This is a genomic window from Labrys sp. ALF-8 (genome assembly GCF_059699065.1).
The window spans coordinates 646,215-671,182 of the sequence record NZ_AP048538.1 but is presented as its reverse complement, the minus strand read 5'-3'; the positions used below and the strand labels follow the sequence as shown (position 1 = coordinate 671,182).

Here is a 24,968-nt window from a genome sequence, read left to right as displayed (position 1 = left end):
GCCCCGTTCGCCCGCCGACGGTGCGAAACAGCCGATCGGCTCTGGCACGTGTCATCCAGTCTTGACGAAAATCAGCGAAAGCCTGTCGCAACGGGTCGGGGATAGTACCTCGTCGCTGGTATGCTTCTTGCCTGAGGAACCCGCCCTCCGCACAAGGCAGCCATGCGCCCGAGGCCGTTGCCCATGCCTGTGTAGTCGTGCGCCTTTATCTAGTCAGTCAACGGGCAGTCTGCCCGAAAGTGGAGCATCCGACGTGAATAAATACATCCTGACCGTATCGTGCCAGTCGACGCGGGGCATCGTTGCGGCGCTTTCCGGCTACCTGGCGGAGAAGGGCTGCAACCTCGTGGATGCCTCTCAATTCGACGCGCTCGACTCCGGCAGGTTCTTCATGCGCATTTCCATCCAGTCGCAGCAGGGCCTTGGACGCGACGCACTCCTGGAGGGGCTGCAGCCGATCATCGAACGTTTCGGTCTGGAGGTGGCGCTCTACGATGCGGCGGAGCGCATGAAAGTGATGCTGATGGTCTCGCGCTTCGGCCATTGCCTGAACGATCTGCTCTATCGCTGGCGCATCGGCGGCCTGCCCATCGACATCGTAGGCGTCGTTTCCAATCACCTCGACTATCAGAAGCTGGTGGTGAACCACGACATCCCGTTTCACTACATCAAGGTGACGAAAGAGAATAAGCCCCAGGCCGAAGCCCACCTCATGGATCTGGTGAAGCAGACTGGCACGGAACTGATCGTGCTCGCACGCTACATGCAGGTCCTGTCGGAGGAACTGTGCAAGGTGATGTCGGGCCGCATCATCAACATCCACCACTCCTTCCTGCCTTCCTTCAAGGGAGCAAATCCCTACAAGCAGGCTTATGAGCGCGGCGTGAAGCTGATCGGCGCCACTGCGCATTACGTCACTGACGACCTCGACGAAGGCCCAATCATCGAGCAGGACACCGTGCGGGTGACCCATGCCCAGAGCCCCGAGGACTATGTCTCGCTCGGACGCGACGTGGAATCGCAGGTGCTGGCCAGGGCCATCCACGCGCATATCCACCACCGCACCTTCATCGACGGCAACCGAACGGTTGTCTTCCCTGCCAGCCCCGGTAGCTACGCATCCGAGCGGATGGGCTGAGCGGCTGCTGACGGGAAACCCGCAGCCCCTTCTGTGTCCGGCTGAGGGCCCCAGCCTGCGCCCGTGCTCAGGCGGCCGCCAACCTCAGCGCGGCCACATCCCTTCGCGGCGGCGTACCGAACATGCGGGTATACTCGCGGCTGAACTGCGATGGACTTTCATAGCCCACCTCGAATGCCGCGGACTCCACGTTCGCGGCGTTCGTGACCATCAACCGCCGAGCTTCCAGGAGACGCAGCTGCTTCTGGTACTGCAGCGGCGTCATGGATGTCAGGCTCTTGAAGTGGCGATGGAAGGCCGACGGGCTGAGCTGTGCGATCGCCGCCAGTTCCTCGACGCGCACCGGTTCTGCAAAACGCGCCCTCAGAACATGGACCGCGTTGATCACCCGGTGGGCGTGGTTGCCCGCCAGGGTCATCCTGGCGACGGCGCCCCCCTGCGGTCCCGTCAGGAGCCAATAGCAAACCTCACGCATGATCGAGGGATAGAGCATGCCTATGGCCTGTGGCGTGTCGAGCAGGCGCACCGCCCGCAGCACGCAATCGGCAAGCGCGCCGTCGAAATGGGTGACGAAGACGCCGTGCCCAGGCCTGCCCCCTCGCGCCGGGGGCGTCTCCAGTCCCTGCAAAACCTCGCGCATGATCGCCAGATCGAATTCCATGACGAGGCCGAGAAACGGTTCTGTCGGACTAGCCTCCGTCACGCGGCCGAAGGCCGGCATTTCGACACTTACGACCAGGGCCTGCCCTGCCCGGTATTCGAAGCGCCGCTCACCGAAACTGGTCCATTTCGCGCCCTGAACCACCACGCAGAGCGCCGGTTTCAGGATCATGTGCGATGTTCGCTTCTCACGCTCGGAGCGCAGGATGGTGAAGCCCTCGATGGCGGTCGCGAAGGGACTCTCGCCCGCCTGGCGCGCCGTGTAGCGGCCGACGGCCGCCAGCAACTCCTCGGACATAAAGAAGCCCCTTCTTTTAACCGGTGCGAGATAGATAGGCTCCTGAGCAGGATCAGGCAAGAAAGGAGAGGGTTTCGGCATTCACGCGGGCAGTGCAGCACTTATTCTGCAGGCCATCAAAAGCCATGCGAGGAACCTGCCATGACATCCGAAAACGCCGTTTCTTCAATCCCTAAGGTCGCCATCGTCACCGGCGGCAGCCGCGGTCTCGGCCGCAGCACCGTGCTGGGCCTGGCTCGGCGCGGCATCCATTCGATCTTCACCTATAACGCCAATCGGGCAGAAGCCGACAAGGTGGTCGCCGCCGCAGGGCAGGCCGGCGTACGGGCTTTCGCCCTGCAACTCGATACGGGCAAGGTGGCCAGCTTCGGTGCCTTCGCCGACGAGGTGCGCAAGATCCTGTCAGATCTCGGCATCGATCGCTTCGATTATCTGGTCAACAATGCCGGCATCTCCCATCACAATGCCTTCGAGACCACGACGGAGTCCGAAGTCGACGCGCTCTACAACGTCCATTTCAAGGGCGTCTTCTTCCTTACCCAGAGACTGCTGCCGCTGCTGCGGGACGGTGGGAGGATCGTGAATGTCTCCACCGGCCTTACGCGTGTCACGATGCCGGGCAGCAGCCCCTACGCGGCGATGAAGGGAGCGGTCGAGGTGCTCACACGCTATCTCGCCAAGGAACTGGGTGCACGCGGGATCGCCGTGAACACGGTCGCGCCCGGCGCAATCGCCACGGACTTCAGCGGCGGCATGGTGCGCGACAATCCCGAGATCAACAGGCGTGTCGCGGAAATGACGGCACTCGGCCGGGTAGGCCAGCCGGACGACATTGGGTCGATGATCGCTTCCCTGCTCGCCGACGACAATCGCTGGGTCAACGCCCAGCGCATCGAAGTCTCCGGCGGCATGGCGCTTTGACCCACTCGCCCCTATCGGATCAGGACAGCGGCTCGAAACGGCCGTCGAGGAATTCGCTCTTCCGGCGTACCCAGAGTTCGCCGTCCTCCTCCGCACGATAGACCACGACGACCTCGTGGTCGGCAAGAGGCTCGGCGGCCTGCACCTGGGCAAGACCGAGTTCCACATAGGTGCTGCCGCGTTTCTTGTGACGCCAGCGCCGCGGCGGCGCCTCGCTTCCCAGGGCGGCGTCGCAGGCGTCCACCGCCGCCGCAGCCTTCTCGCGTGCCATGTCGGGCATTCCCAGCGCCGCGATCAGCGCATCGATCTGTGCATCCGTTGCCATATCTTCTCTCGGGGATGTCGTTCGTTCCGCAGCCTTCTACAGCAAAATGCGGCCAGGTCGAACGGCCTTTCCAACCTAACATGCAGAAATCACGAGCATTTTGCGATTCATGGCGATTTCGTCCGAGAGCGAGATGCGCTTAGTATAGCTTACCTTCAGGACCAATCGCCACGGCTCGCCGAGTGTTTCACTGCCGATGGGTGACCTGGTCGATCCTGTCAGATTGATCGCAATTTGCCTTGGCCCGCCCCGGCAACAGCAGGCGCATTGCGGGAGCTGCGGCAACGGGAGGTGCCACCTTTTCGTCGAACAGGCTACGGCGTCTCGGGTACCCGGCACGTGAAAATCACCTGGGTTGGCGAGACCTGCTCCAGATTTGTGGCGAAAGCGCCTCCGCCCAGGCGGTTGCGGCAGATGTCGGCCGCATCCCGCCGCGTACTCCCGCGCATAGCCGCGCTGTGGTCGAGGTCGAAGGTCCTGGGATATGCGTTCACGATGAGGAGAGATTTCGAACCCTTGCTCGCGGCGGCCAGAGCATCCACGGACTGCTTGAGAGCGGCGATCTCGGCGCTTTGAGCCTCGATCAATTTCTGCAGATCCGTCGTCGGCGGCGGGGTGGCCGCCGGAGTCGCACTATCCTGGGCCATGGCCGCCGTGGCGAAAGCAATTCCCACCATTCCCAAGACGATCCCCTGCATATCTCTTCCTCCGGCCCTGTCATCCACCGGGCAACAGTGGCCCGTGCCCCGCCGAAGACTGCGCGAAGAGAGGCGGAGGCGCAAGCTTTCGCGCGCCCGGCTCGAGCATTCGTCCCGGCGGGGCTCCGCGCACCATTCAACTGTTGTTTCCCAGGTAACATGCACCGGGCCGGTCAACGGCTAGCAATGTCGGTGTCGGTGCGCCTCGCCCAACCTAGGTCGCCGTTCTCGGGGGAGTAGTTACCCAGCCCAGTCCTCGGGGGGAGGACTGGGTTTTTTGTTGGGTCTTGTCACCAGCCCTTGTATTGGGCAGCGTTGTCGCGGGTCACCAGTTGCGGCGGCAGCATCAGGATCCTGTGCTCGGGCGGCTTGCCGTTCATGAGCCCGTAGCCCTCCTCGACACCGATGCGTCCCTCCTGCCGGGGATCCTGGCTCGAGGTGGCGATGAGGTCGGTATCGCCCTTGAGCGCGCTGACCGCATCCGGAGAACCGTCGGTGGACGCTATGACGATGCCGTCGCGCTTGAGCTGACGGATCGCAAGATCCGCGCCAAGCGCCTCCGGTTCGCAGATCGTATATACCCCCTTGATATCGCGATAGCGCTGCAGGTGGTCCAGCATGATGTTCATGCCACCCTCACGGGTGCAGTTGCCGTTCTGGTCGTCAGAGAGAACCTTGATGCCTGCATGGGCACCGAGTGCCTTCTCGCAACCCTTGACGCGCGCGATCGAACCCGAAAGCGGCCCCGCCCACTGGATGACGACGTTGCCGGCGCCCATCTTGTCGCCGAGATAGGCACAGGCGATCTCCCCGGCCTTGGTGTTGTCGGTCTCGACGGTGGCATCCGCCCCTTCTGCCTCGACATCCACGGCCACCACGGCAATTCCTGCCGCCTGTGCCCGCTTTATGGCCGGCGCGATGGCCTTGGGGTCGTCCGCCGCTACGAGAATGAGATCCACACCCGCTGCGATGAAATTATCCATCTCGGTGAATTGCTTGCCGAGATCATATTCGGACGAGACGGCATTGACGCGGACATCGGGATTGATCTTGTGCGCCGCCTGGCTGGCACCCTCCACGAGGGCGACGAAATATGGATTGCCCAGCGAACCGACACTGATCCCGACGGACCGCAGTTCCCTTGCACAGGCAGGCATGGCGGCAAGCGCGATTGCAATGGCCGCGGCAACGCCGCCAGCCTGAAATGTCCTGAAGGACATGGTGGTTTTCCCCTCTTGCGTTTCCTGATCTGCCCGAGTTCCCCTCGCCCGATCGAACCATGCGCTCACATGGGCCGGCCGCTTGCTCGCGAGAGCGGCCCACATCCATGGCCGTAACCGTTCGACGACGGAAAAGACAGTATCAACAATATCTTAGAAAGCTGGTCGCCGTAACCGAAGTCGCTTTTCGTTATGGCCCCGTCGCGTTCCGCGATGGAGTAGCCATGCAGAGGCCCTGCCCTTTTTCCTTTCGGCACATCGTGCCGTCCGCAGGGGCGACGCATACCTTGGTTGGGGGTGCCCCATGCAAACATATGGGGGCGGATACGTTCGTATGGATTGAGAGCCTTGCAGGGCACTTCTAGTGTTCTACCACGGTGATCGAAGATCTGCCCCGGCATCGGCAAGCGTTGCGACGGCATCGCAGGCAAACCGGCCCGAGGGAATACGGGTGAAAGGCAGCTTCTTCATCATCATGTCAAAATAATCATGAATGCCAGCAAGCTCCGGCACTCTCCAGAAGCATAGAAAGGACGAAACCATGACTGTACCGGCCAAGACCGCCTGGGCAGACCGTTCTCACGTCGCCACCGACCTTTCCGAAGCAGCGAGCCGGGATATCAGCGCTGCACTCGCGCCTCTCCTCGCCGACGTCTTCGCGCTCTATCTGAAGACGAAGAACTTCCATTGGCATATGAGCGGACCGCACTTCCGCGACTATCACTTGCTGCTCGACGAGCAGGGTGACCAGATCTTCGCCATGACCGATGCGATCGCCGAGCGCGCCCGCAAGGTCGGCGGCACGACGCTGCATTCCATCGGGCATATTGCCCGCCTGCAGCGCCTGGCAGACAACGACGCCGACTATGTCGATCCCCAGGACATGCTGGCCGAACTGGGCGAGGACAACCGTCGCCTCACCGCCGCCATGCGCCAGGTCCACGCCACCTGCGACGAGTATGGCGACGTCGCCACCGCCAGCCTGATCGAAAACTGGATCGACGAGAGCGAGCGGCGGAGCTGGTTCCTCTATGAGGCCTCGCACATTCGTCCCGCTGCCTCCGCCTGACAAGCAATCGACACCCGGGGCAGGCCACACTCGCCCATGTTGGGGACACTCTGGATCGCAGGGACCAACCCTGCGATGAAAAGAAACGGAAATCTTCCCGATTCTTCGATCAGCCCTGAACTCAGGCGAGGATCCAGACATGTCCCCCTCTACCGGCTTCCTTGGTTTTCCCGCACGACTGCCTGACGGTAGCCCGCGCGCCGTGCTGTTCGGCGCTCCTCATGGCAGCACCTATCCGGGCGCGGACAGCATCGGATTTGCCGGAGCGGCGGCTGCCATTCGCACTGCAAGCCAGGCTGATGCGTCCTTTCTCGACAGCTGGGATTTCGATCTCGGCGGTCCCCTGTTCGACGGCCGGGCACCCTGCTGCACGGATGCGGGCGACCTGCCGACCTCGGACCATGACAACGCAGGCAACCGCAGGCTCATCGAGGAGAAGACCCGCGCCATTCTCGCTGCCTCGGCCGTACCGGTGATGATCGGGGGCGACGATTCCGTGCCGATTCCCTTCATCGCCGGCTTCGCAGATCACGGCCCGATCTGGATTCTGCAGATCGATGCCCATATCGACTGGCGTGACGAGCGCCATGGCGAACCGATGGGCTATTCGAGCACCATGCGGCGGGCAAGCGAGATGCCCCATGTCGCCGGCATCGTGCAGGCCGGCATTCGAGGCGTCGGGAGCGCAAGGCCGCTGGAAGTCGAAACAGCCAGACGCTGGGGCTCCCGTCTCGTGACGGCGCGGGAGATTCAGGCAGAAGGCATCGAGGCGGCCATCCGTCACATCCCGGAAGGCGCCCGCGTGGTCATAACCCTCGACTGCGACGGTCTCGATCCCAGCGTGATGCCGGGTGTCGCCGCCCGCACGCCCGGCGGGCTCAGCTACCAGCAGGCCGTAGCGCTGATCGAGGCGGTAAGCAGGCGCGGCCGTATCGCGGGCTTCGACATCATCGAGTTCCACACTCCCTCCGATGTCGACGGCATCACGGCCCTCACCGCCGCCCGCCTTCTCGTCAATGTGATCGGGCGCGTCATCAGGCAGGTTTGAACCACGGGGCGGCGCATGCATGATGCGGACGGACTTGTACAGATCCGCCTAGGGAGCTACATCATGCGCCTGATCCGTCGATTTCTGCTCGCCCTCGTTGCCCTTGTCGCCGTGGCCTACGCGCAGCCGGCCTTCGCCAAGATGGTCGCCAAGCCTGTGGACTGGACGCTGGACGGCACCGCCTTTCACAGCTTTCTCATCTATGACGACGCAGGCAAGGCCAAGCGCCCGGGCCTGGTGATGGTGCCTAACTGGTACGGCGTCACCGACATCGCCGTAAAGAAGGCCGAAATGATCGCCGGCAAGGACTATGTAATCCTGCTCACGGACATGTACGGCGCTTCTGTGAGACCCAAGAACAACGATGAAGCACAGGCGGCCATCATGCCGTTGCTGAAGGACCGCGTGCTGATGCGCAAGCGTATCAGCCTTGCGGTAGACCAGCTCAAGGCGCAGGCCTCGTCTGCCCCGATCGATACCGGCCGCCTCGCGGCCATCGGCTTCTGCTTCGGCGGCGCTTCCGTGCTCGACCTTGCCCGAAGTGGTTCCGACGTCCGGGCGGTGGTTGCCTTCCACGGCGTTCTCGCCACGGACGACCCCTCCCTCTCCAAGAACATCAAGGCCCGCGTGCTCGCGATGACCGGCGCCGACGACGTCGACACCATGCCCCAGGCACCTGGTTTCCTCAGCGAGATGAAGGGCAGCCCGGCAGACTGGCGCTTCGCCGTGATCGGCCATGCCGTGCACTGCTTCACGGAGACTGAGGCGACCGCCGCCACCGGCAATTGCCGCTACGACGCCAAGGCTGCCGGGGAATCCTACGCGATGATGCGCGCTTGGCTGGCGGAAACCTTCGCGAAGTCCTGAGGGCCGCGCTTCCGGGCAGTTTTCATACCAGCATAAAGGGGCGTCTTCCCGGCGCCCTTTCCCTGCGGGAAAAGCGCTGCATAGGGAGCTGAAAAATGAACAGACCGCCTTCTAACTCCTCGGCCGGCAAGTTCGATACCGGCCGCGCCGGGGAATATGCGGTGCAGAGCCGCATTGCCCTTGCGGGCTACGACGCGTGCCATGAACTGGCTGCCTGCCTGCTCGCAGCCGATCTCGGTCCGGGACGACAGGCTCATGTCCTGGTTGCCGGCGCCGGCGGCACAGGGCAGGAAATGCTCTGCGCGGCCCCGCTGGAGCCCCTCTGGCACTTCACCGCCGTCGACCCCTCCGAACCCATGTTGGAGTTGGCGATGGCGGCCGTCGGACAGGCTGGCCTTGCGAGCCGAGTCACGCCCGTACTGGGCGAAATCGGCACCCTCCCGGAAGAGCGTATCTATGACGCCGCTACCCTGATCGGCGTGCTGCATCACCTGCCGGGAGAAGCAGCCAAGCTGGCGATTCTTCGTGACATCGCCGGACGGCTCAAGACGGGGGCGCCGCTCATTCTTGCTGGTAACCGCCATCCCTATGAAAGCCGCCCGCTCTTCCTCGCCGCGTGGAGCGAACGTTGGAGGATGCATGGGGCGTCTCCTTCCGAGATCGAGGCGAAGCTCGGCAAGATCCGGCAGGGCGCCGATCCGCCCGACTCGGAGCGGGCTATCTGCGATCTGCTTGCCGCATCGGCTTTCGAGCCGCCGCAGTTGTTCTTCTCGAGCCTGTTCTGGGGCGGCTGGATCACGCGTCGCCTATGATGACGCGGGCGTCACGAAGGCAAGATAGGCCGAAACGGTGAGGATCGAGATGATCGTGGAAGTAAGGATCACCCGAGAGGTGACCTGGGCCTCCCGCCGATAGAACTCGGCCAGCATGAAGGGCCCCGTACCGGTCGGCAGGGCAGCCAGCAGCACGGCTGTGTGCGTGAGAAGCGGCGGCAACTGGAACACGAAAACCGCGAGTACCCAGGTTACCAGCGGGTGCAGCACCAGCTTGAAACCGACAAGCAGGGCCGTGATGTCGGCGCCTGCAGCGGCCTTTTCCTGCTTCTGGGCAAGGAACAGGCCGAGCGCGACGAGCGCGCAGGGAGAGGCGGCTCCTCCCAGGAGCTTTAGGAAGCTCTCCCCGGCGTCGGGCACACTCAATCCGCTAAGCGGGAACAGGGCAGCGACCGCCGGCGCCACCAGCAATGGGTTGCGCGCGAGGGAACGGCAGACCTTGGCCGCGAGCGGTCCCGGACGCTTCTCGGCCTGCAAGCCGGCTTCGATCAGCACGATGGCCACGGCGAAGATGGCGCACACCGTGATGATGGTTGCGATCACCGTGGGTGCCAAGGTCTCCCTGCCGATCGCGACGAGCGCCAACGGAAATCCCATGAAGCCGGTATTGGCATAACCGGCGTTGAGACCATCTATCGCAGCATCCGCCAGGGGCCGTGCCCCGCGCAGACGGATGAGCAAGGTCAGGGCGAAGACCAGGACGCTGGAGAGCCCGAAGACGGCGATGAAGCCCGGCTGCCAGATATCGGCGCCGTGCGTATGCGCAATGACGTCGAACAGGAGAGCCGGCAGGGCGAGCCAGACCACGAAGCGGTTGAGCTCGGTGGTGGCGTGCGCGCCGAGCACTCCGATGCGGCGCGCGAGCCAGCCGGCGAAGATCAGGGCGAAGATGGGCAGGACGGTTGAAAAGGTCGAGAGCATGACGGTTGGCCAGAGAGCGCCAGGGCATCGAACTTCGGAGGCATCCAGGCATAGATGCCGTCACCGGGGCATGAAGCGGAATGCGGAAATCCGTGACCCTGCCCGAACGACATGGCCTTCATGGTTTCCAGGCTTTTCCGACAGCCACCCGACTAACGACACCCTGCCGCCGAAGACCCCGTAGCCGAGCCCTTAGGAGAACAGGTTTTCATTGGCGTAGCCGAGCCGTTCGATATAATCCAATGCCGATTTTTGTTCCCATTAATACCTTTTCAGTATCCATGATCGACATCAGGCAGATGCGCTATTTCGTGACCCTGGCCGAGACGCTGCATTTCGGTCGGGCAGCCGAACGCCTTCACCTCACGCAGCCTCCTCTCACCAGGCAGATCGCCGCATTGGAGAAGGAACTCGGGGTGAGATTGCTGGAGCGCCATTCACGCCAGGCGAGGTTGACACCGGCCGGCACGCAATTCCTGCAGGATGCCAGAACCGTCCTGGCAACCTTCGAGCAGGCTTGCGACAATGCGCGCCTCGCCGACAGGGGTGAACTCGGCCGGCTCTCGATCGGATTCATGATGCATGCCGCACACACCATCGTGCCGCGACTCGCGCGCCGCTACATGGCGGATCATCCCGGCGTCGAGCTGAAGCTCCGCGAGGTCATCCCGAATGTGCTGATCGACGATGTGCTGGCCGGCCGCCACGATGTCGGCGTCGTATTCCCGCCCGGTCACGTCAGGGGACTGGAGGCTCGGGTCGTACACCGCGAGAAGCTCTGCGTGGCGCTCTATCCCGGCCACCCTCTCGCGGCGGAGAACATCGTCGCCCCTGCGGACCTGGAAGGCCTGCCCCTGATCGCAACACCGGTGGAGATCTCGCCGGCACTTCGCGACAGCATCGTCGCCTATTGCCGCAGTGCCGGGTTCCTGCCGGAGATCAGACTGGAGACGCAGTTGCAGCAGACCATCGTCAGTCTCGTCGCCGAGGAGTTGGGCATAGCACTGGTACCGGAGTCCATGCGCCGCTCAGGCATCCCCAATGTCGTCTACCGGGACCTTTCCCTGGCCCCTTCGATCGAACACGTCCTGATCTGGCGGCGCGGCAACCTCAACCCCGCTCTCCCGAGCTTCCTCGCTCTGGCCGAAGAAGCCATGGCGTGAGCAATATCTTTATTCGGTCGTATTTTTCTGGTGATCTCGACGTGGAACCTAGGTGCGTCGCGCCTGGGCGCCTGTCCCGTGCCGGAGTTGTTTCATGAAGCGGAAAGCAGCGAAGACGATCATGGGGGCCGCGGCTCTCATTCTCGCAGCCGGCGCCGCCTCGGCCGAGGACAAGTTCGCCCCTCCCCCGAATGCTTTCGCTCCGCCTCCGCTGACGCCGGAAAAGCCCAAATCCAAGCACCATGACTGGACGGGTTTCTACGCCGGCGTGCAGACAGGAGCTTCCTTTGGCAATTCGAGCACGAAGTGGAGCAGCGACAGCACGGCCTCGCCGACTTTCGGAGCCCATGCCGGCTACAATTACCAGCTCGGGCAAGGCCTGGTGCTCGGCGGCGAGAGCGACGTTTCCAAGTAGCGCCGCTCGCTGCCTAGGGTCCGATGCCCGGCATCATCGGAATTCGTGACGCGCTGGATCCACGAACCGTCCCCCCGCGTTCCCCTTGCGATATCGAGACTTCCGGTCCCCCGACCGCGACGCGCAGGAAGGGATAGATGACACAGCCCTATACGTTCGGCATCGAGGAAGAATATTTCGTTTTCCGGCGTTCCAGCGGCGCAGCCCAGGAAACGATGTCTGCGCAATTCTTCGACAAGGCGCGCCGGGTGCTGGGCAAGCATGTCTCGCGTGAGCTTCTGCAAGCGCAGATCGAGGTAGCGACCTCGCCCTGCGAGGACATGCAGGATGCGAGGCTCCAACTCGTCGGTTGCCGCCAGAGCCTGCAGGATCTCGCCCTCGAGCACGGACTCGGCATCCTCGCCGCCGGGACTCACCCCTCTGCCGCATGGTCCGAGCAGCAGATGACAAGGGCTTCGCGCTACGGCAAGGTGGCGCAGGATCTTCAGATGATCGCCCGCCGCAAGATGATCTGCGGCATGCACGTCCATGTCGAGGTGCCGAGCACGGTCTCCCGGGTGGATCTCATGGGACGTACCCTCTCCTGGTTGCCCCTGTTCTATGCATTGTCGACATCCTCGCCTTTCTGGCAGTCGCGGCGTACCGGATTGAAGGGCTACCGCCAGTGCGTCTACGCCGAGCTGCCTCGTTCCGGCCTGCCCGAACTCTTCCGCGACGAGGCCGACTATCGCAGCTATGTCGATACGCTGGTGGCCAATGGCATCATCACCGACGCCAGCTTCCTGTGGTGGAGCATCCGACCCTCCAGCCACCTGCCTACGCTCGAGCTTCGGATCACCGATGTCTGCACGCGCGTAGACGATGCCATCGCCATCGCAGCCCTCTATCGCGGACTCATCCGTCATCTGTGTCACAATCCCAAGTCGGGCGGTGGGTTGACCGCCGCCGGCCGGGCCATCGTGGAGGAGAACAAATGGCTGGCCCAGCGCCATGGCGTGCACGCTTCCCTCATCGACGTCTCATCCGGCGAGGCCCGCCCGATCGCTTCCCTGCTGACCGATCTGCTCGATCTGATCTGGGAAGATGCGGAGATGCTGGGTTGTGCCGAGCAGGCCGCCGCCACCCAGATGATCCTGCGGGAGGGAACCAGCGCCGACCGCCAGCTCGCAATATACGACGCCCATCTCGCGCAGGGCGGCGATGCGACCGGAGCCGTCCAGGCCACGGTAGAATGGCTCGCCGATACGACGGCGGAGCCTGCCAGCGTGGCGCTGACCGCCGGATCATGAACTTCGCTCTTCCCGCCAGCATGCCCCGTGCGAGAGCCAGGCGTGCGGTTGCGTTTCCCTTCGCTTCTGTTACGTCAGGCGATTGGACAGCCTTTGCGCGCCAGGGCTTCTGAGTCTGTTTGCGGTGCGGCTGGAACGCGGGGTTCGCCATGGCGGTAACGATCGACGGAAGGCGCATGACCGGCGCCAAGGTGATGCGGGTTGCCCGGCCCGGCGGCGCGGGTCGCTTCGAGAAGGCAGGCATCGACGCGAGGGCGCGCGAGGCCGTCGGCACCGCCCGTGACTACATCGACGGCAACTGGCTGAACGACGAAGCCCCGCTGATGTATGCGTTCAATACGGGTGTCGGCCTGTTCAAGGATGTGCGCGTGCCCATCGCGAGCATGGCGCATTACCAGGACCAGACCATCCGGGCCCACGCCACCGGCATCGGCGAGCCCTTCGCGCAGGACATCGTGCGCGCCACCATGCTGCTGCGTGCCAACGCTTTCGCCTCCGCCTATTCGGGCGCCACTCTTTCCCTGATGGACAGGCTGGTGGGCTTCCTCAATGCCGGCCTGCATCCGGTAATCCCCTCGAAGGGGTCCGTGGGAGCCTCCGGCGATCTCGCCCCCCTCGCCTATCTCGCCGGCGCCCTGCGCGGCTTCGAGGATGTCCTGGTGGAATATAAGGGGCGGATCTATTCGGCCCCTGAGGCCGCGCGCCGTGCCGGTTTCGAGCCTGAATATCGGATGGGCGCGAAGGAAGCCTCGGCCATCATCAACGGCTCCACGGTCTCTCTTGCCATCGCCGCGCTGGCGCAGGAGGATGCCAAGCGCATCCTCAAGCACGCGGACATCGCTCTCGCGCTGACGCTGGAGGCCCTGCGCGGGGAGCTTGCTGCCTTCGACCCGCGCGTGCACGCGGCGCGCCCGCATCGTGGCCAGGCTCGCACCGCGCGCAATCTCCTCAAGATCGCCGGCGATTCCAGGCGGTGTTCGGAGGCGGCCCGCGCCATCCTCTTTCCTGACGAGACGCGCGACCCGCAAAAGCCGGTGCCACCCCGCGTGCAGGATGTCTATTCGCTGCGGTGCGCCCCGCAGGTGCATGGCCCGGTATTCGAGGCGCTCTCCTACACGGAGAATATCCTCGGCGTTGAAATGAATTCGGCCACAGACAATCCGCTGATGTTCGCCAACGAGGACGGCAGCTACGTGTCGATCTCCGGCGGCCACTTCCACGGCGCCTATGTCGCGCAGGCCATGGATCTCCTCGCCATCGCCATGACGGATCTCGGCGCCATCAGCGAGCGGCGCCTCGCCCGCCTGATCGACCCGGTGATGAGCTACGGCCTGCCGCGCAACCTGCTCGCCGGCCAGCGCGGCCTCAACACCGGCTTTGCCACAGTGCAATGCTCGATGTCGGCCCTCGTGATGGAAAACCGCAGCCTTTCCACACCCGGATCGGTCGATTCCATCCCCGGCAAGAGCAATGCCGAGGACCATGTCTCGAACTCAACCTGGTGTGCCCGCAAGGCGCGCACGGTGGTGGAGAATGTCGAGCAGATCGTCGCCGTGGAAATGCTGATGGCGGCGCAGGCCCTTTCGCTGGTCGCGGACCGCACGAAGGACTGTCCGATCGGCAAGGGATCGCAGGCGGCGCTCGAAGCAATCCGTGCGGAAATCGAGCCGGCTCTTGACGGCGACCGCTGGTACCATCACGAAATAAAGTCAATTCTCGAACTCGCCCGCAGCGGCCGCATCCTCGCGGCGGTTGAAACGGCGGTCGGCCCCCTGGAGTGAGGAAGCCCATGATCCTTGTGTGCGGAGAAGCCCTGATCGACTTCTTGCCCGTGAAGACGGCGGATGGGCGCAACGCCTATCGTCCCGTCGTCGGCGGCAGCCCGTTCAACACCGCCGTCGGCATCGGGCGGCTCGATGGTGACGTCGGTTTCTGCGCGGCCCTGTCCACGGACTTCTTCGGCGAGGATCTTGCCGCCGCCCTGAACCGCTCGAAGGTCAGCCAGCACTACGTGGCCCGCTCGAAGCATTCCTCCATGCTGGCCTTCGTCTCGGTCGGCGACGGCGAGCCGGAATATGCCTTCATCGACGAAGCTTCCTCCAACCGCCTGTTCTCGCCCGAGCGCGACGTACCGGCCATCGGCCAGGAAGTGTCGATGATCTGGACGGGTTCGGTCGCCCTCATCAATGATCCGATCGCCTCCGCCTATGAGAAGCTCTATTTCGACAACAAGGGCAAGCGCGTGCTGGGCATGGACCCGAATGTGCGACCTACCGTGGTGGGCGACGCCGGCGCCTATCGTGCCCGCATGAAGCGCATGACGGAAGCAGCCGAGATCATCAAGATCTCCAAGGCGGATCTCCTCTGGCTCTATCCGGGCATCGATCCGGCCACCTGGGCAAAGGACCTCGTCGCCAAGGGCGCGCATCTGGTCGTGCTCACCGATGGCGGCAATGGCGCGGAAGGTTATGGCAAGGGCTTCGCAGTGAAGAGCCCGGTGGTGAAGGTGGCGAAAGTAGCTGACACAGTCGGCGCCGGCGACAGCTATTCGAGCGGCCTCCTCACCATCCTGCAGCGACGCAACGTGGTGTCGATCGACACAGTGAAGAACATCGACGAGAAGATCGCCCAGGAAGCGATGGACTTTGCGGCCCGCACGGCGGCGATCACGGTCTCGCGGGAAGGCGCCGACCCGCCTTGGAATAGCGAAATGGCGTGAGACGTCCGGCTTTTCGGCCGGACATTTCTCACGGCGTCATCGCCTTCCGTTTTGTCCGGAGCAAAAGGCAGGCCGGGCCGGCCGCTCGCCCAACCCGACATACGGAATGGCGAGCGTTTTGCGATGCTCAGCAATGCCGACTTAGGGCACAATGCACTTTTTCTGCGCAGCAGCGGTGGCGGCAAGCCTGACCAGGACCGGCAATGTCCGCGGGCTCATGCCTTCTTGTCGAGTTCGGCGAGCTTCCTGTCGAACCGGCCGCTCTGGATGCTGATCAGGGCCAGCAGCGGCAATGCAAAGAGCAGCAGGTGAATGAACCCGCCATGCACCACGAAGATCTGCGCCACCAAGATAGCCGCATCAAGGAGCAGCAGCACGATCGCCGCCGCCAGGCTGGTGAGGGGCACCAGGACGAGCAATGCCGCGGTGACCTGCACCAGGGAAACCGTGATGCGAAACCAGACGCCGTAGCCGAAGGCATCGAATTGACGGACCATCGAGGCCTGCCCGCCCAGCGAGAGCAGAGCCGGCGCAGCGAAGAGCGCCGCCACGATGATACGCAGCCCCCAAATCACCAACGCCTTGGTACGTGCATCAGAAGAAGCGGCAGAGGCCATCCAGTGAACTCGTGAACAACGCACCTACACGCCCGAAGGCCAGCTTCTGCAGCAAACAGCCGACCACCGGGCTCCGTCGATATAATAGTCCGCCCACTTCCTCGCCATGGCAACAGCGAAAATCACGCGCAGCCGTCGGAACAATCGGCGGACCCAGTGCGCCGGATCGCGCCAAGTTCACGGGATTTGAAAAGGATGAACTTATTCGCGATCCTGCTATCTCACTATGTTTATCACAATACTATCCAGGATTGGCGTACTTCCGTCAGGATACACACGACGAGCGACAAGCTTATCCCGACCGATGAACCCCGCCTTGAACCTATAAAACAGAGCGACCTTGTCTATTTTTCTGCCATTGCATTTCTCCCAGCGAAGATCGGGGCTGCGGAATGAATACTCCACTGTGTTCCCAAGCCGCCATTCCGGAGTGTCGAAATGCGTACACCCGCTCCCGATGACGTCCGTCGCAGGGTTGTCGGTCGATCCCATGGCGTCGACAGCGCCCAACACAAGTAGACGCTGGGAAATTCAGAAACCTATCGTATATCCGGACTGGCTCGGGGACCTGGATTCGAACCAAGATTAACGGAGTCAGAGTCCGCTGTTCTACCGTTGAACTATCCCCGAACAAAAGGCCTTGTTGGTCAATCACTTGGCAGCGACGTTTTCCAGTCCCGCGTGATGTTTCGCAGCGGGTAGCCTCGATCCGTTCGCGCTTCATATTGAAGTCGCTCCGGCATTGCAAGAGGCGAGAACGATTTTCTGTGGTTGGTCTTCCGCCCTTCGGATGTTCCCGCCTCGGCTCTGATCAACAAGCGCCTGGCAAAGGCGCCGGATGGTGGAAAAAGGCTGGTGGATCATGTGTGCAGCGGAAACGCCGACGGCTCGAAGCCTCGCAGTAGCAAGCGACAGATCGAACGCGTACAATATGGCTTCCTGCCTGGTCTCCCGCGTTGGTGAGCGCCCGCTCTCTCATGCAGCACCTCATCGGGGACTGAGGTTCGATTCGTTTCATGGAGTGCGGATGGCCGATACACCGGTGCTGGTCCCGAGTTTCCGCATCGGCTTGCTCGCCGCAAGTGCTGGCCATATTTGCCTGCGCAGCCTGCCCCAGTTGCTCGTTCTCAACGCTCTGCCGAGCTTGCCGGCCCTGCTGGTCCTGGCCTTGACGGCCGGATCGCCGCAGAGCGTTTCCATGGCCTCGCTGGTTGCTCTGCCCATCTCGCTCATCCTGCTCATCTTCGCGCAGGGCGTCACCATTCTGGGGACGTTCCGCCTGCTGCAGGGCGAATCCTTCGAGCTCCGACAGGCCGCCCATGCCGTCTGGTGGACGCTGCCGGTGCTCACCGGCGCCGGATTGCTGGCAGGCCTCATCGTGATGCTCGGCTTTGCTGCCCTGTTCGTGCCCGGCGTGATGGCGATCTGCGTGCTCTACGTAACCCTGCCCGCCTGCATCATCGAAAGGACCGGCCTGGTCGAAAGCCTGGAGCGCAGCGCCGAACTGACGGACGGCTATCGCTGGCCGCTCTTCGGGCTTTTCCTCCTCACCGCCATACCCATCATCGTGCTGTCGGCGGTGACAGACGGTCTCAGCGGCGACGGCGCATCGCCCGTGCTCGGCGCTCTCGGCCAGGAGGCCGCGACGTTGCTCTACAGCGCTTTCACGGCCGTGTTGACCACCCTATGCTTCGACCATCTGCGCAGGCTCAAGGGTAGCTTCGTGATGCTGCGCTGATTCCCGCAGCCAATAATCCAGACGTCGAGGGGGGACTTCGTGACCGACATGACTTCAAACCGCACCGGCGGATCGTTCAACATCGGCGAGTTGCTTGGCAGTTCCTTTCGCATTCTCCACACGGCCTTCCCGCGTTTCATCGCCCTGGCGCTGGTGCCGGCCCTGCCCCTGCTCCTCTCGCTCCTCGTTCTCGGCCCAATGGCCGATACCACCGATTTCAACAGCAGCCTGTTCTTCGGCGGTTTTGTCGTCGCGATACTCGTCTTTGTTCTCTATCTGGCGATGCAGGGCGCCATAACTTACGGGGCTTTCTGCGAGATGCGGAACCGTGGCTTCACCATCGGCGAAGCCTTCTCCAAGGGCCTGTCCCGCGCCCTGCCCCTGCTTGGCGTCGCCATCCTGGCGAGTGTTCTAATCATGCTGGGCTTCGTGGCGTTCATCGTCCCCGGTCTGATCCTCAGTTGCATGCTTTATGTCGTTATTCCCGTCTGCGTGGTGGAAGGCAGGGGCGTATTCGAAAGCATGGGACGCAGCGGCGAACTCACCAGGGGCTATCGCTGGCAGATCCTCGGATTGTTCCTCATCGTGATGATCGGCAGCTGGCTTGGATCCGAACTCGTCGTTGCCCTGCTCAAGGCCTTCGGCGGCGACGTCGTCGGAGGACTCGGCGATATCGCCGTGCAGATCTACGCGATCGCCTTCGGTGGCGTGCTCTCCGCGCTCGCCTATTATCGCCTGCGCTCGATCAAGGAGGGGATCGACATCGACCGCATCGCCGATGTCTTCGATTGACGCTTTGCCGGTCGGACCGGCCTTCCGGCGTTCCTGAACTCCTTAGGGCTTGGCCGGCTCGCCCGCCCGGCGAAGTCCGGAATTCTTGTCGTCGCGATAGCGCCCGAAGAGCTGGCCGCGTTCGAGTTCGGCACGCTCGGCCGCGTAGAATGCCTGCAGGAAGTCCCTCGCGGCGTTCGGCTCGAACGTGCCCTGCCATCCGATGCGGCGGATGATCTTTTCGGCGATGTCGCGATGGACACGCCGGGTTTCGGGGTTGTCTGGCCGGCGCAGGACTTCCTCGAGCACCTGCAGTTCGTAGGCTCCATAGGCTTGAAGCTGCGTGCTCGTGAAGGGGAAACGCTGCGAGGCCTTGGCGGAGGCTTGCGTGAGGTCGAGGGCCAGCGCGCGCTTGGGCAGCGCGATCACCAGCGTGCCGCCGATGAGATCGCCCGCGCGCAGATGGTCGCGATTGAAGAAGGGCAGCGCCGTCAGCAGGATTATCCAGCCGAGCATCGAGAGGACCTGCCAGGTTTCATTGCCGCTGTCCGCAGCCATGAGCCCGAACGTCAGTTGCAGTGGCACGAAGAACTCGACCTCACGGGTAAGGTTGCGCGCCACGATCGCGGCCGGCGCCAGCGCACCTCCCTTGCGGTCGATCACCTTGAGGCCGGTAACCCGCTTGCCCGGAGTCTGCCCCTGCCACGCAAGTTCAAAATGGATGAAATAGAGATTGCGCAGCAGGAACGACAGGAAGGCGATCACGGTCACGGCGACATCGGCACTCGCCCCGCCCCTGAGGAGGGTCGATATCAGGGCGATCCAGATCACGATGGTGGCGCCGAACCAGATCAGTACATCGATCAGAAAGGCGCCGAGGCGCTCGCCACGATCGGCCACGTCGACATGGATGGCAACGCCTTCGGGTGTGACGATCCTGTGCTTCCGGCGCTGGCGGCCCTCGAGCAGCTCGGAAACGCGATCGCCGACGAGCGGATCAGACCGGGAGGCCATGCTGCTCATCCTTCCTGCCGGACATGAAATAGAGCATCCACAGCACGGCTGTGACAGCGGCAAAGGCGAAGCGCCACGAAGTCACGCCGACCAGTTGGCGGAAGCCGCCCTCGATGATGCCAGCAATGAAGAGCATCGCCACCGATCCGCCCACGATGGCAGCGGCCTGCCTGCCGTGAATGGCCAGGCTTTCGAGGCGCGTATAGCGCCCCGGAAAGAGTATCTTCTCGGCCACCAGAAGACCGGCCGCGCCGCACAGCACGAACGCGCCGAGTTCGGTGACGCCATGGATCGAAAGCCAGCCGAGGAAATCGACGAACAGACCCCGCCGCGCGTGGATGGCGATGAACGCGCCGAGGATCAGGCCCTGGTAAACCATCAGCAGCAACGTCGGAACCCCGGCCATGAAGCCGAGGCCGAAGGAGAGGATCGCCACCATGGAGTTATGCCGGAACAGATAGTTGGCAAAGACGATGAAGGCATCCTTGAATCCGGGCCACGGAGCGAAAAGCTCCGTTCGGCGCAATTCCTCCGCCGTCACCGTCGGGCCCCGCCCCCCGGAGAGATCGTCTGGGACGATGGCGTTGAACCATTCCTCGTCGCTGTTGACGATCAGATAGCCGGCGATCACCCCGATCGCGAGCGCTGCGAAGGAGATCAGGATGTGCCAGCCGACCTTGCGCACGGCGGCCGGAAAACCGCGCTGGAAGAACTGGCCCAGTCCGGCGGACAGGCTGGTGCGCGGACCGTAGACCACGAGATAGGCCCGAAGGCTCAGGCCTTCGAGATAGCGCAGGAGATTGCGGTCGAGTGCGATGGAGCGCGCCACCGACAGCGAGGAAAGCGCGGAGCGATACAGCAGCGGCATCTTCTGCAATTCGTCAGCCGACACGGAGCGGATGCCGCGCTTCTCGACACGCTGGACCAGATCCTCCAGTTCGCGCCAGCTCTCCTCGCGCCCCCGGCGGAACTCGGCCGACCGCAGCACCACATGGGCACGCGGTTCGCCGGGCGCGCCGATGATGGTCGGCGTGGCGGCGGCTTCCCGATCCTGCGCTCCGGCATCCAGCGTCGTCATAGCAGGCCCTTCTGCTTGATTTCGAGATATCGGTTGAGCAGCGCCACCGAAAGGCCGCCCACCGGGACATCGACGCAATGCACGCCAAGTCTTGCGATGCGCTGCATCACGATTGCCCGCTCGCGCGCAAAGTCATGCGCCACCACGGCTTCGGCCATGATGCCGAAATCCTGCGGTTCGGTCCCGATCAATCGCGCCGTCAGAGGGTCCTGGAGAGTGACGAAGATGACGGCATGCCTGTTGGCCATGCGCCTCAAGCTTTCGATGAGAAGCTCGGCCATCACACTGTCGACGAATTCCGTGAACAGCACCACCAGCGCCCGTCGTTTGAGGCGCGAATTCAGCTCGGCCAGGCCGAGGGTGAAGTTGGTTTCCTCGGTGTGATAGGCGAGTTGCGCCGCCGCCCTCTGCAGGCGCGTGTAGTAGGTGCTGCCGCGGCCGGGATCGAGATATTGGCGAATGGTGGCATCGAAGGCGAAACTGCCGACGAGGTCGCCGGCGCGCAAGCCCGTCCAGCCCAGCATCAGTCCGGCCTCGATGGCGTGGTCGAGCCGCGCCAGCCCCTCGATCGGCTCGAGCATCAGATGGCCGGTGTCGAAGGCTAGGATGATCTGGTGATTGCGCTCGATGCGGAACTCCTTCGACAGGAGCTTGCGATGGCGGGCGGACTGCTTCCAGTCGATGAAGCGGGAATCGAGCCCGGCGACATGCTCGCGCAGCGTATCGAACTCGGTCCCCTCGCCCTTCTGGCTCTGCGTCTTCGTCCCGTAGATCGCGCTCTTGCTCAATGCCTGGATCGCGGGTCCATAGGACATCCTTGCCGAGGGCAGGATCTCGACCCTGTCCGCCAGCGCCTGCCGGATACGGCATTCCACCAGTCCCAGAGGTCCCTGCCAGCGCAACCAGAGCGCTTGAAGTTCGACGATCCCGCGACGCAGGGCTTCGAACGGGATGCCGATGACGACGGATTGCCCGGCGAAGCGGACATCCCGGGCGGGAGGCGTTTCCAAGGGCCCCTGGGTATCGACCACCGCCTCGATCCGGACCGGGCGCACGGGCCGCGCCGCGTTCAGCGTCACATCGATCGTGCTCGCATTCCCGACAGGCAGTCGCGCCGGCACGCCGACACTCACGCCGAGCGCGCGTCGGGGCATGATCAGCAGCGCATCGACGCCCGTCACCAACAGCGCCAACAGGCTCAGGTCGAAGGAAAACGGCCAGAGCGCCGGATTCCATACGAGCATCAGCAAGGCCACCGGGATCCCCAGGCTGAACAGCAGCACCGCGCGGGGGGTCGGCCGGATCATCGCGGAGCCGCCGTCTGGTCCAGGATCTCGCGTACGATGCGATCCGGCGTCAGACCGTCGATTTCGGCGTTCGGCGCAAGAACTATGCGATGGCGCAGGATCGGTGGCGCAAGCCGCTTGACGTCGTCGGGAATGACAAAATTTCGTCCGTTCAGCGCTGCCAGGGCACGCACGGAAGAAGCAAGGGCATTCGCCGCACGGGTGGAACCGCCGGTTTCGATCGCCTGGTGCTGGCGCGTGGCGCGCACGACATCGACGATATAATCGATGATCTGCGGGGTCAGCACGATCTGCTCGCTGGTGGCGCGCAGGTCGGCGAGGGTCACCGGATCGGCCTGCGGCTGGATGCCGAAATCTGAAAGTCTGGGCATGGCGGAGCGATGGCCGTGCTGCGTGACGATCGCCCGTTCCTCGTCGCGCGTGGGATAGCCGACATCGATCTTGAAGAGGAAGCGGTCGAGCTGTGCCTCCGGAAGCGGGTAGGTGCCCTGCTGCTCGATCGGATTCTGTGTCGCCACCACCATGAAATCGGAACCGAGACCGTAGGTCTTGCCGTCGATCGTCACTGCGCGCTCGTTCATGGCCTGCAGCAGGGCTGCCTGCGTTTTCGGGGGCGTGCGATTGATCTCGTCGGCGAGAAGGAGATCGGTGAAGATCGGCCCGTGCGTCAGGATGAAGCTGTTGGTCTGGAAATTGAAGAGATTGGTTCCCAGCACGTCGCCGGGCATCATGTCAGGCGTGAACTGCACGCGGCCAAACTTCAGCGACAGCGTCGAGGCGAATGCCTGTGCCAGCAGCGTCTTGCCGGTGCCCGGCACGCCTTCGAGCAGGATGTGACCGCCGCACAGCAGGCCCGTGAGCATCAGTTCGATGACCTCGTCCTGACCCACGATGGCCTTGCCGACCTCCCTGCGGATGCCGCCCGCGATATCAGCTACGTGCTGAAGTTCCATCGGAGATTTCGTCCTTCCATTGGTGAATATCGCGCGCGGCCTGGAACAGCTCGTTGAGACTGGAGCTCCGGCTCTCCCTGGAGCGGGCGAGGATATCGGCGGATTTCGTGGACACGCCGCGCGACTCGCCAATCTTGTCGAGCCACGCTGCCAGCCCCTCGTCGTCGAGTTGGCGCGGCGCGTGGAAAAGGCGGCCTGCGTCCCTCAGGGTTTCGGCAACGTAACGGCGCATCACGAAGGCATGATGTCCCGCCCGGTCGAGCAGCGAGGCCGTGTTGGCGATCAGCCGGCCCTTGCCGAAGTCGAAGGCGGCCGGTGCCTGCCGCGGCTTTCCGAAGCGCGCCGTGGTCGCCCACATCAGCAGTACGGAAGCTGCCAGGGTGAGCAGCAGCACGATCACATAAGGGAACTGGAACAGTTTCTTGAACGGGCTGTCGACGACGTTGACCATGCCGTGAATGGTTTCATCGAACACCACCTTTCCTTCGTCGCCATCGCGCATGGCGTTGAGGAGCGCGATGGCGAAGGCCGCGTTGCGCCCCTTCGCCAGGCCGTGATTCTCGATGATGTCGGGGTCCGAGAGAACCCAGACCCTGCGATCGCCGTCCAGCTTCTCTCCCACCAGCATGCCCTGGGCGTTGCCGACGATCGGCGTCAGCACATCGCTCTTGATGAGTTGCGCACCATCGTCGAAGGAGGGATCGACATCGAGGTCGTTGCGATCCCAGCTCCGCGGTGGTGCCCCGCGTGTGAGATCCGCCTTGGGCTCGACGAGGCGGAGGATGTCGCCAACCCAGTTTTCCGGCATCGGCGAGGTCGAGCGGATCCAGCCGGAACGGGTGCGGTCGGCGGTGGCCCAGCGCTTGGGCAGGACGAGCAGCACATTGGATTCATGACCCAGGCGGACGATGTCGTCGCTGGAAAAATGCGAAGCCGGCTCGGCCATCACCAGCAGGCCGCCCTCGTCAGGCGCCACGATCCCATTGATGCGGCTGCGCGCCACGGGGATGTCCGAACGCTCCGCCAGTTCGTAGAAGCCGGCATGCCCGATCGCCGAGATCGACCTGGTGGTGGTGCTGTAGCTCGTATCCTCCGACGAACCATTCAGCATCAGCAGCATGGACAGTGCGAAGACGGCCGTCGCCCCCGCGATCAGCACCGCGAGCACCGGCCCGGAGAAGGTCGCCCTCTCGCCCATCACGCCGGCCTCGCCTGCATGGCCTGCGTCAATCTCTCATAGCTCTCGCGGCAGGCTGCATAGTCCTGCTCGCTGGCGGGATTCTCACCGAAATAAACCACCTCGACACGGCGAATGATGTCGGCGAGCGAGAGCTTTCCCAGCTCGGGCAAGCTGAGTGCCCTGAGGATTTCGCGACTGGTGAGCGAATCCGCAAAGCTGACATTGAGGCGCCGGCGCACCTCGATGAGACTGCGCAGGAGAAGGGCGTGCATGGCCTCGGCGATACGCCCCTGCCGAGCCAGTTCGTCGGCTTCCATCTGCGCGACTACCATGCGCTCGACAGTGGCATCCCGCGCGGCCTGGACGCCCTCCTGCCTGGCGACGAGCCTCCGCCGGCCGAGCGTCGGCAAGCGGTCCCTCATGGTCCAGATGGCGAAGGCGATGCCGACCGCCAGTGCCCCGTACAGCAGGAAGCGGATGAAATCGCCAAGCATGAAGTCCCCGAACCGGGAGCGGGGCCTCTCCGTCTGCCGGGGTTCGGTCCGGGGGGTGACGACCTCGTTCTTGTTGCCTGGCAGGTCCGGCTGGAGGCCGAGATCGCGCGTAATTTCCCGCGCCGCCTGTACCGGGTCAGGCGCGCCGAAAGCCGGCGCAGAAGGCGCAAAAGCAATCGCTGCCGCGAGCAGACAAGCCCCGACAGGCCTCGCAATACCTTCAAATCGCTTG

25 protein-coding genes and 1 tRNA gene are annotated in these 24,968 nt (G+C 63.6%); 13 read left to right on the top strand and 13 right to left on the bottom strand.

Annotated elements, in window-relative coordinates:
- Positions 1-253 precede the first annotated feature (253 nt).
- A complete protein-coding gene (gene purU / locus AC6H34_RS22950; protein ID WP_448147272.1) occupies positions 254-1,138 on the top strand; it encodes a formyltetrahydrofolate deformylase in 885 nt (294 codons plus the stop codon).
- Between the two features lie 67 nt (positions 1,139-1,205).
- On the opposite strand, the gene AC6H34_RS22945 is transcribed toward purU, so the two are convergent.
- Positions 1,206-2,096: an AraC family transcriptional regulator gene (locus tag AC6H34_RS22945; RefSeq protein WP_497540332.1), complete on the bottom strand. Its 891-nt coding sequence runs from the start codon at positions 2,094-2,096 to the stop codon at positions 1,206-1,208.
- A gap of 141 nt (positions 2,097-2,237) precedes the next feature.
- Between AC6H34_RS22945 and AC6H34_RS22940 the strand changes: the two genes are divergently transcribed.
- Complete coding sequence (locus AC6H34_RS22940; protein WP_448147270.1) at positions 2,238-3,017, top strand: SDR family NAD(P)-dependent oxidoreductase; 780 nt, start codon at positions 2,238-2,240, stop codon at positions 3,015-3,017.
- Positions 3,018-3,036: 19 nt separating this feature from the next.
- On the opposite strand, the gene AC6H34_RS22935 is transcribed toward AC6H34_RS22940, so the two are convergent.
- The 3 genes from AC6H34_RS22935 to AC6H34_RS22925 all read right to left on the bottom strand — a co-directional run bounded on the left by AC6H34_RS22935 (position 3,037) and on the right by AC6H34_RS22925 (position 5,260).
- Positions 3,037-3,342: a hypothetical protein gene (locus tag AC6H34_RS22935; protein ID WP_497540331.1), complete on the bottom strand. Its 306-nt coding sequence runs from the start codon at positions 3,340-3,342 to the stop codon at positions 3,037-3,039.
- A 314-nt stretch (positions 3,343-3,656) separates the two neighbouring features.
- Positions 3,657-4,040, bottom strand: a complete 384-nt coding sequence (locus AC6H34_RS22930) for a hypothetical protein (RefSeq protein ID WP_497540330.1) — start codon at positions 4,038-4,040, stop codon at positions 3,657-3,659.
- Positions 4,041-4,330: 290 nt separating this feature from the next.
- Entirely contained in the window at positions 4,331-5,260 is a 930-nt protein-coding gene (locus AC6H34_RS22925; RefSeq protein ID WP_448147267.1) for an ABC transporter substrate-binding protein, read from the bottom strand.
- Between the two features lie 541 nt (positions 5,261-5,801).
- On the opposite strand from AC6H34_RS22925, the gene AC6H34_RS22920 reads away from it, so the two are divergent.
- The 4 genes from AC6H34_RS22920 (at position 5,802) to AC6H34_RS22905 (ending at position 9,056) form a co-directional block, all read left to right on the top strand.
- On the top strand, positions 5,802-6,329 hold the full coding sequence (locus tag AC6H34_RS22920) for a Dps family protein (protein WP_448147266.1): 528 nt from the start codon (positions 5,802-5,804) through the stop codon (positions 6,327-6,329).
- A gap of 139 nt (positions 6,330-6,468) precedes the next feature.
- A complete protein-coding gene (locus AC6H34_RS22915; RefSeq protein WP_497540329.1) occupies positions 6,469-7,377 on the top strand; it encodes an arginase family protein in 909 nt (302 codons plus the stop codon).
- 63 nt (positions 7,378-7,440) lie between these two features.
- A complete protein-coding gene (locus AC6H34_RS22910) occupies positions 7,441-8,244 on the top strand; it encodes a dienelactone hydrolase family protein (RefSeq protein WP_448147264.1) in 804 nt (267 codons plus the stop codon).
- A 95-nt stretch (positions 8,245-8,339) separates the two neighbouring features.
- A complete protein-coding gene (locus AC6H34_RS22905) occupies positions 8,340-9,056 on the top strand; it encodes an SAM-dependent methyltransferase (protein ID WP_497540328.1) in 717 nt (238 codons plus the stop codon).
- Here AC6H34_RS22905 and AC6H34_RS22900 read toward each other — a convergent pair.
- The gene (locus AC6H34_RS22900; RefSeq protein ID WP_448147262.1) at positions 9,051-9,998 is read right to left on the bottom strand and encodes an AEC family transporter; all 948 of its coding nucleotides are present in this window, start codon (positions 9,996-9,998) and stop codon (positions 9,051-9,053) included. The two genes, AC6H34_RS22905 and AC6H34_RS22900, sit on opposite strands and share 6 nt — an antisense overlap.
- A gap of 281 nt (positions 9,999-10,279) precedes the next feature.
- Here AC6H34_RS22900 and AC6H34_RS22895 point away from each other — a divergent pair, with 281 nt between their 5' ends.
- The 5 genes from AC6H34_RS22895 (at position 10,280) to AC6H34_RS22875 (ending at position 15,584) form a co-directional block, all read left to right on the top strand.
- Positions 10,280-11,161: a LysR family transcriptional regulator gene (locus AC6H34_RS22895; RefSeq protein WP_448147261.1), complete on the top strand. Its 882-nt coding sequence runs from the start codon at positions 10,280-10,282 to the stop codon at positions 11,159-11,161.
- Between the two features lie 94 nt (positions 11,162-11,255).
- Complete coding sequence (locus AC6H34_RS22890; RefSeq protein ID WP_497540327.1) at positions 11,256-11,576, top strand: hypothetical protein; 321 nt, start codon at positions 11,256-11,258, stop codon at positions 11,574-11,576.
- 137 nt (positions 11,577-11,713) lie between these two features.
- A complete protein-coding gene (locus AC6H34_RS22885; protein ID WP_497540326.1) occupies positions 11,714-12,865 on the top strand; it encodes a carboxylate-amine ligase in 1,152 nt (383 codons plus the stop codon).
- A gap of 149 nt (positions 12,866-13,014) precedes the next feature.
- Positions 13,015-14,646, top strand: coding sequence for an HAL/PAL/TAL family ammonia-lyase (locus AC6H34_RS22880; protein WP_497540325.1), 1,632 nt, complete (start codon positions 13,015-13,017; stop codon positions 14,644-14,646).
- An 8-nt stretch (positions 14,647-14,654) separates the two neighbouring features.
- The gene (locus AC6H34_RS22875; RefSeq protein ID WP_497540324.1) at positions 14,655-15,584 is read left to right on the top strand and encodes a carbohydrate kinase family protein; all 930 of its coding nucleotides are present in this window, start codon (positions 14,655-14,657) and stop codon (positions 15,582-15,584) included.
- Positions 15,585-15,799: 215 nt separating this feature from the next.
- Here AC6H34_RS22875 and AC6H34_RS22870 read toward each other — a convergent pair whose 3' ends face one another.
- Together AC6H34_RS22870 and AC6H34_RS22865 are read right to left on the bottom strand one after the other, a co-directional pair.
- Positions 15,800-16,201: a hypothetical protein gene (locus AC6H34_RS22870; RefSeq protein WP_448147255.1), complete on the bottom strand. Its 402-nt coding sequence runs from the start codon at positions 16,199-16,201 to the stop codon at positions 15,800-15,802.
- 556 nt (positions 16,202-16,757) lie between these two features.
- A tRNA-Gln gene (locus tag AC6H34_RS22865) sits at positions 16,758-16,831 on the bottom strand.
- Between the two features lie 397 nt (positions 16,832-17,228).
- Here AC6H34_RS22865 and AC6H34_RS22860 point away from each other — a divergent pair.
- Positions 17,229-17,939, top strand: a complete 711-nt coding sequence (locus tag AC6H34_RS22860; protein ID WP_448147254.1) for a hypothetical protein — start codon at positions 17,229-17,231, stop codon at positions 17,937-17,939.
- A gap of 39 nt (positions 17,940-17,978) precedes the next feature.
- Positions 17,979-18,731 carry a hypothetical protein gene (locus AC6H34_RS22855; RefSeq protein WP_448147253.1) on the top strand — a complete coding sequence of 251 codons (753 nt, stop codon included), beginning with the start codon at positions 17,979-17,981 and terminating at the stop codon, positions 18,729-18,731.
- A gap of 42 nt (positions 18,732-18,773) precedes the next feature.
- On the opposite strand, the gene AC6H34_RS22850 is transcribed toward AC6H34_RS22855, so the two are convergent.
- The 6 genes from AC6H34_RS22850 to AC6H34_RS22825 are packed head-to-tail and all read right to left on the bottom strand — an operon-like array spanning position 18,774 to position 24,736.
- Positions 18,774-19,724: an RDD family protein gene (locus AC6H34_RS22850; protein WP_497540323.1), complete on the bottom strand. Its 951-nt coding sequence runs from the start codon at positions 19,722-19,724 to the stop codon at positions 18,774-18,776.
- Complete coding sequence (locus AC6H34_RS22845; RefSeq protein WP_448147251.1) at positions 19,708-20,802, bottom strand: stage II sporulation protein M; 1,095 nt, start codon at positions 20,800-20,802, stop codon at positions 19,708-19,710. The genes AC6H34_RS22850 and AC6H34_RS22845 overlap by 17 nt, the downstream gene beginning before the upstream one ends.
- On the bottom strand, positions 20,799-22,109 hold the full coding sequence (locus AC6H34_RS22840) for a DUF58 domain-containing protein (protein ID WP_497540322.1): 1,311 nt from the start codon (positions 22,107-22,109) through the stop codon (positions 20,799-20,801). Before AC6H34_RS22840 ends, AC6H34_RS22845 begins: the two co-directional genes overlap by 4 nt.
- Positions 22,106-23,062 carry an AAA family ATPase gene (locus tag AC6H34_RS22835; protein WP_448147249.1) on the bottom strand — a complete coding sequence of 319 codons (957 nt, stop codon included), beginning with the start codon at positions 23,060-23,062 and terminating at the stop codon, positions 22,106-22,108. Before AC6H34_RS22835 ends, AC6H34_RS22840 begins: the two co-directional genes overlap by 4 nt.
- Positions 23,040-24,260 carry a DUF4350 domain-containing protein gene (locus AC6H34_RS22830; protein WP_497541263.1) on the bottom strand — a complete coding sequence of 407 codons (1,221 nt, stop codon included), beginning with the start codon at positions 24,258-24,260 and terminating at the stop codon, positions 23,040-23,042. Before AC6H34_RS22830 ends, AC6H34_RS22835 begins: the two co-directional genes overlap by 23 nt.
- Positions 24,260-24,736 (bottom strand): DUF4129 domain-containing protein, encoded by a 477-nt coding sequence (locus AC6H34_RS22825; RefSeq protein ID WP_497540321.1) that lies wholly within the window; start codon positions 24,734-24,736, stop codon positions 24,260-24,262. The genes AC6H34_RS22830 and AC6H34_RS22825 overlap by 1 nt, the downstream gene beginning before the upstream one ends.
- Positions 24,737-24,968: the final 232 nt, after the last annotated feature.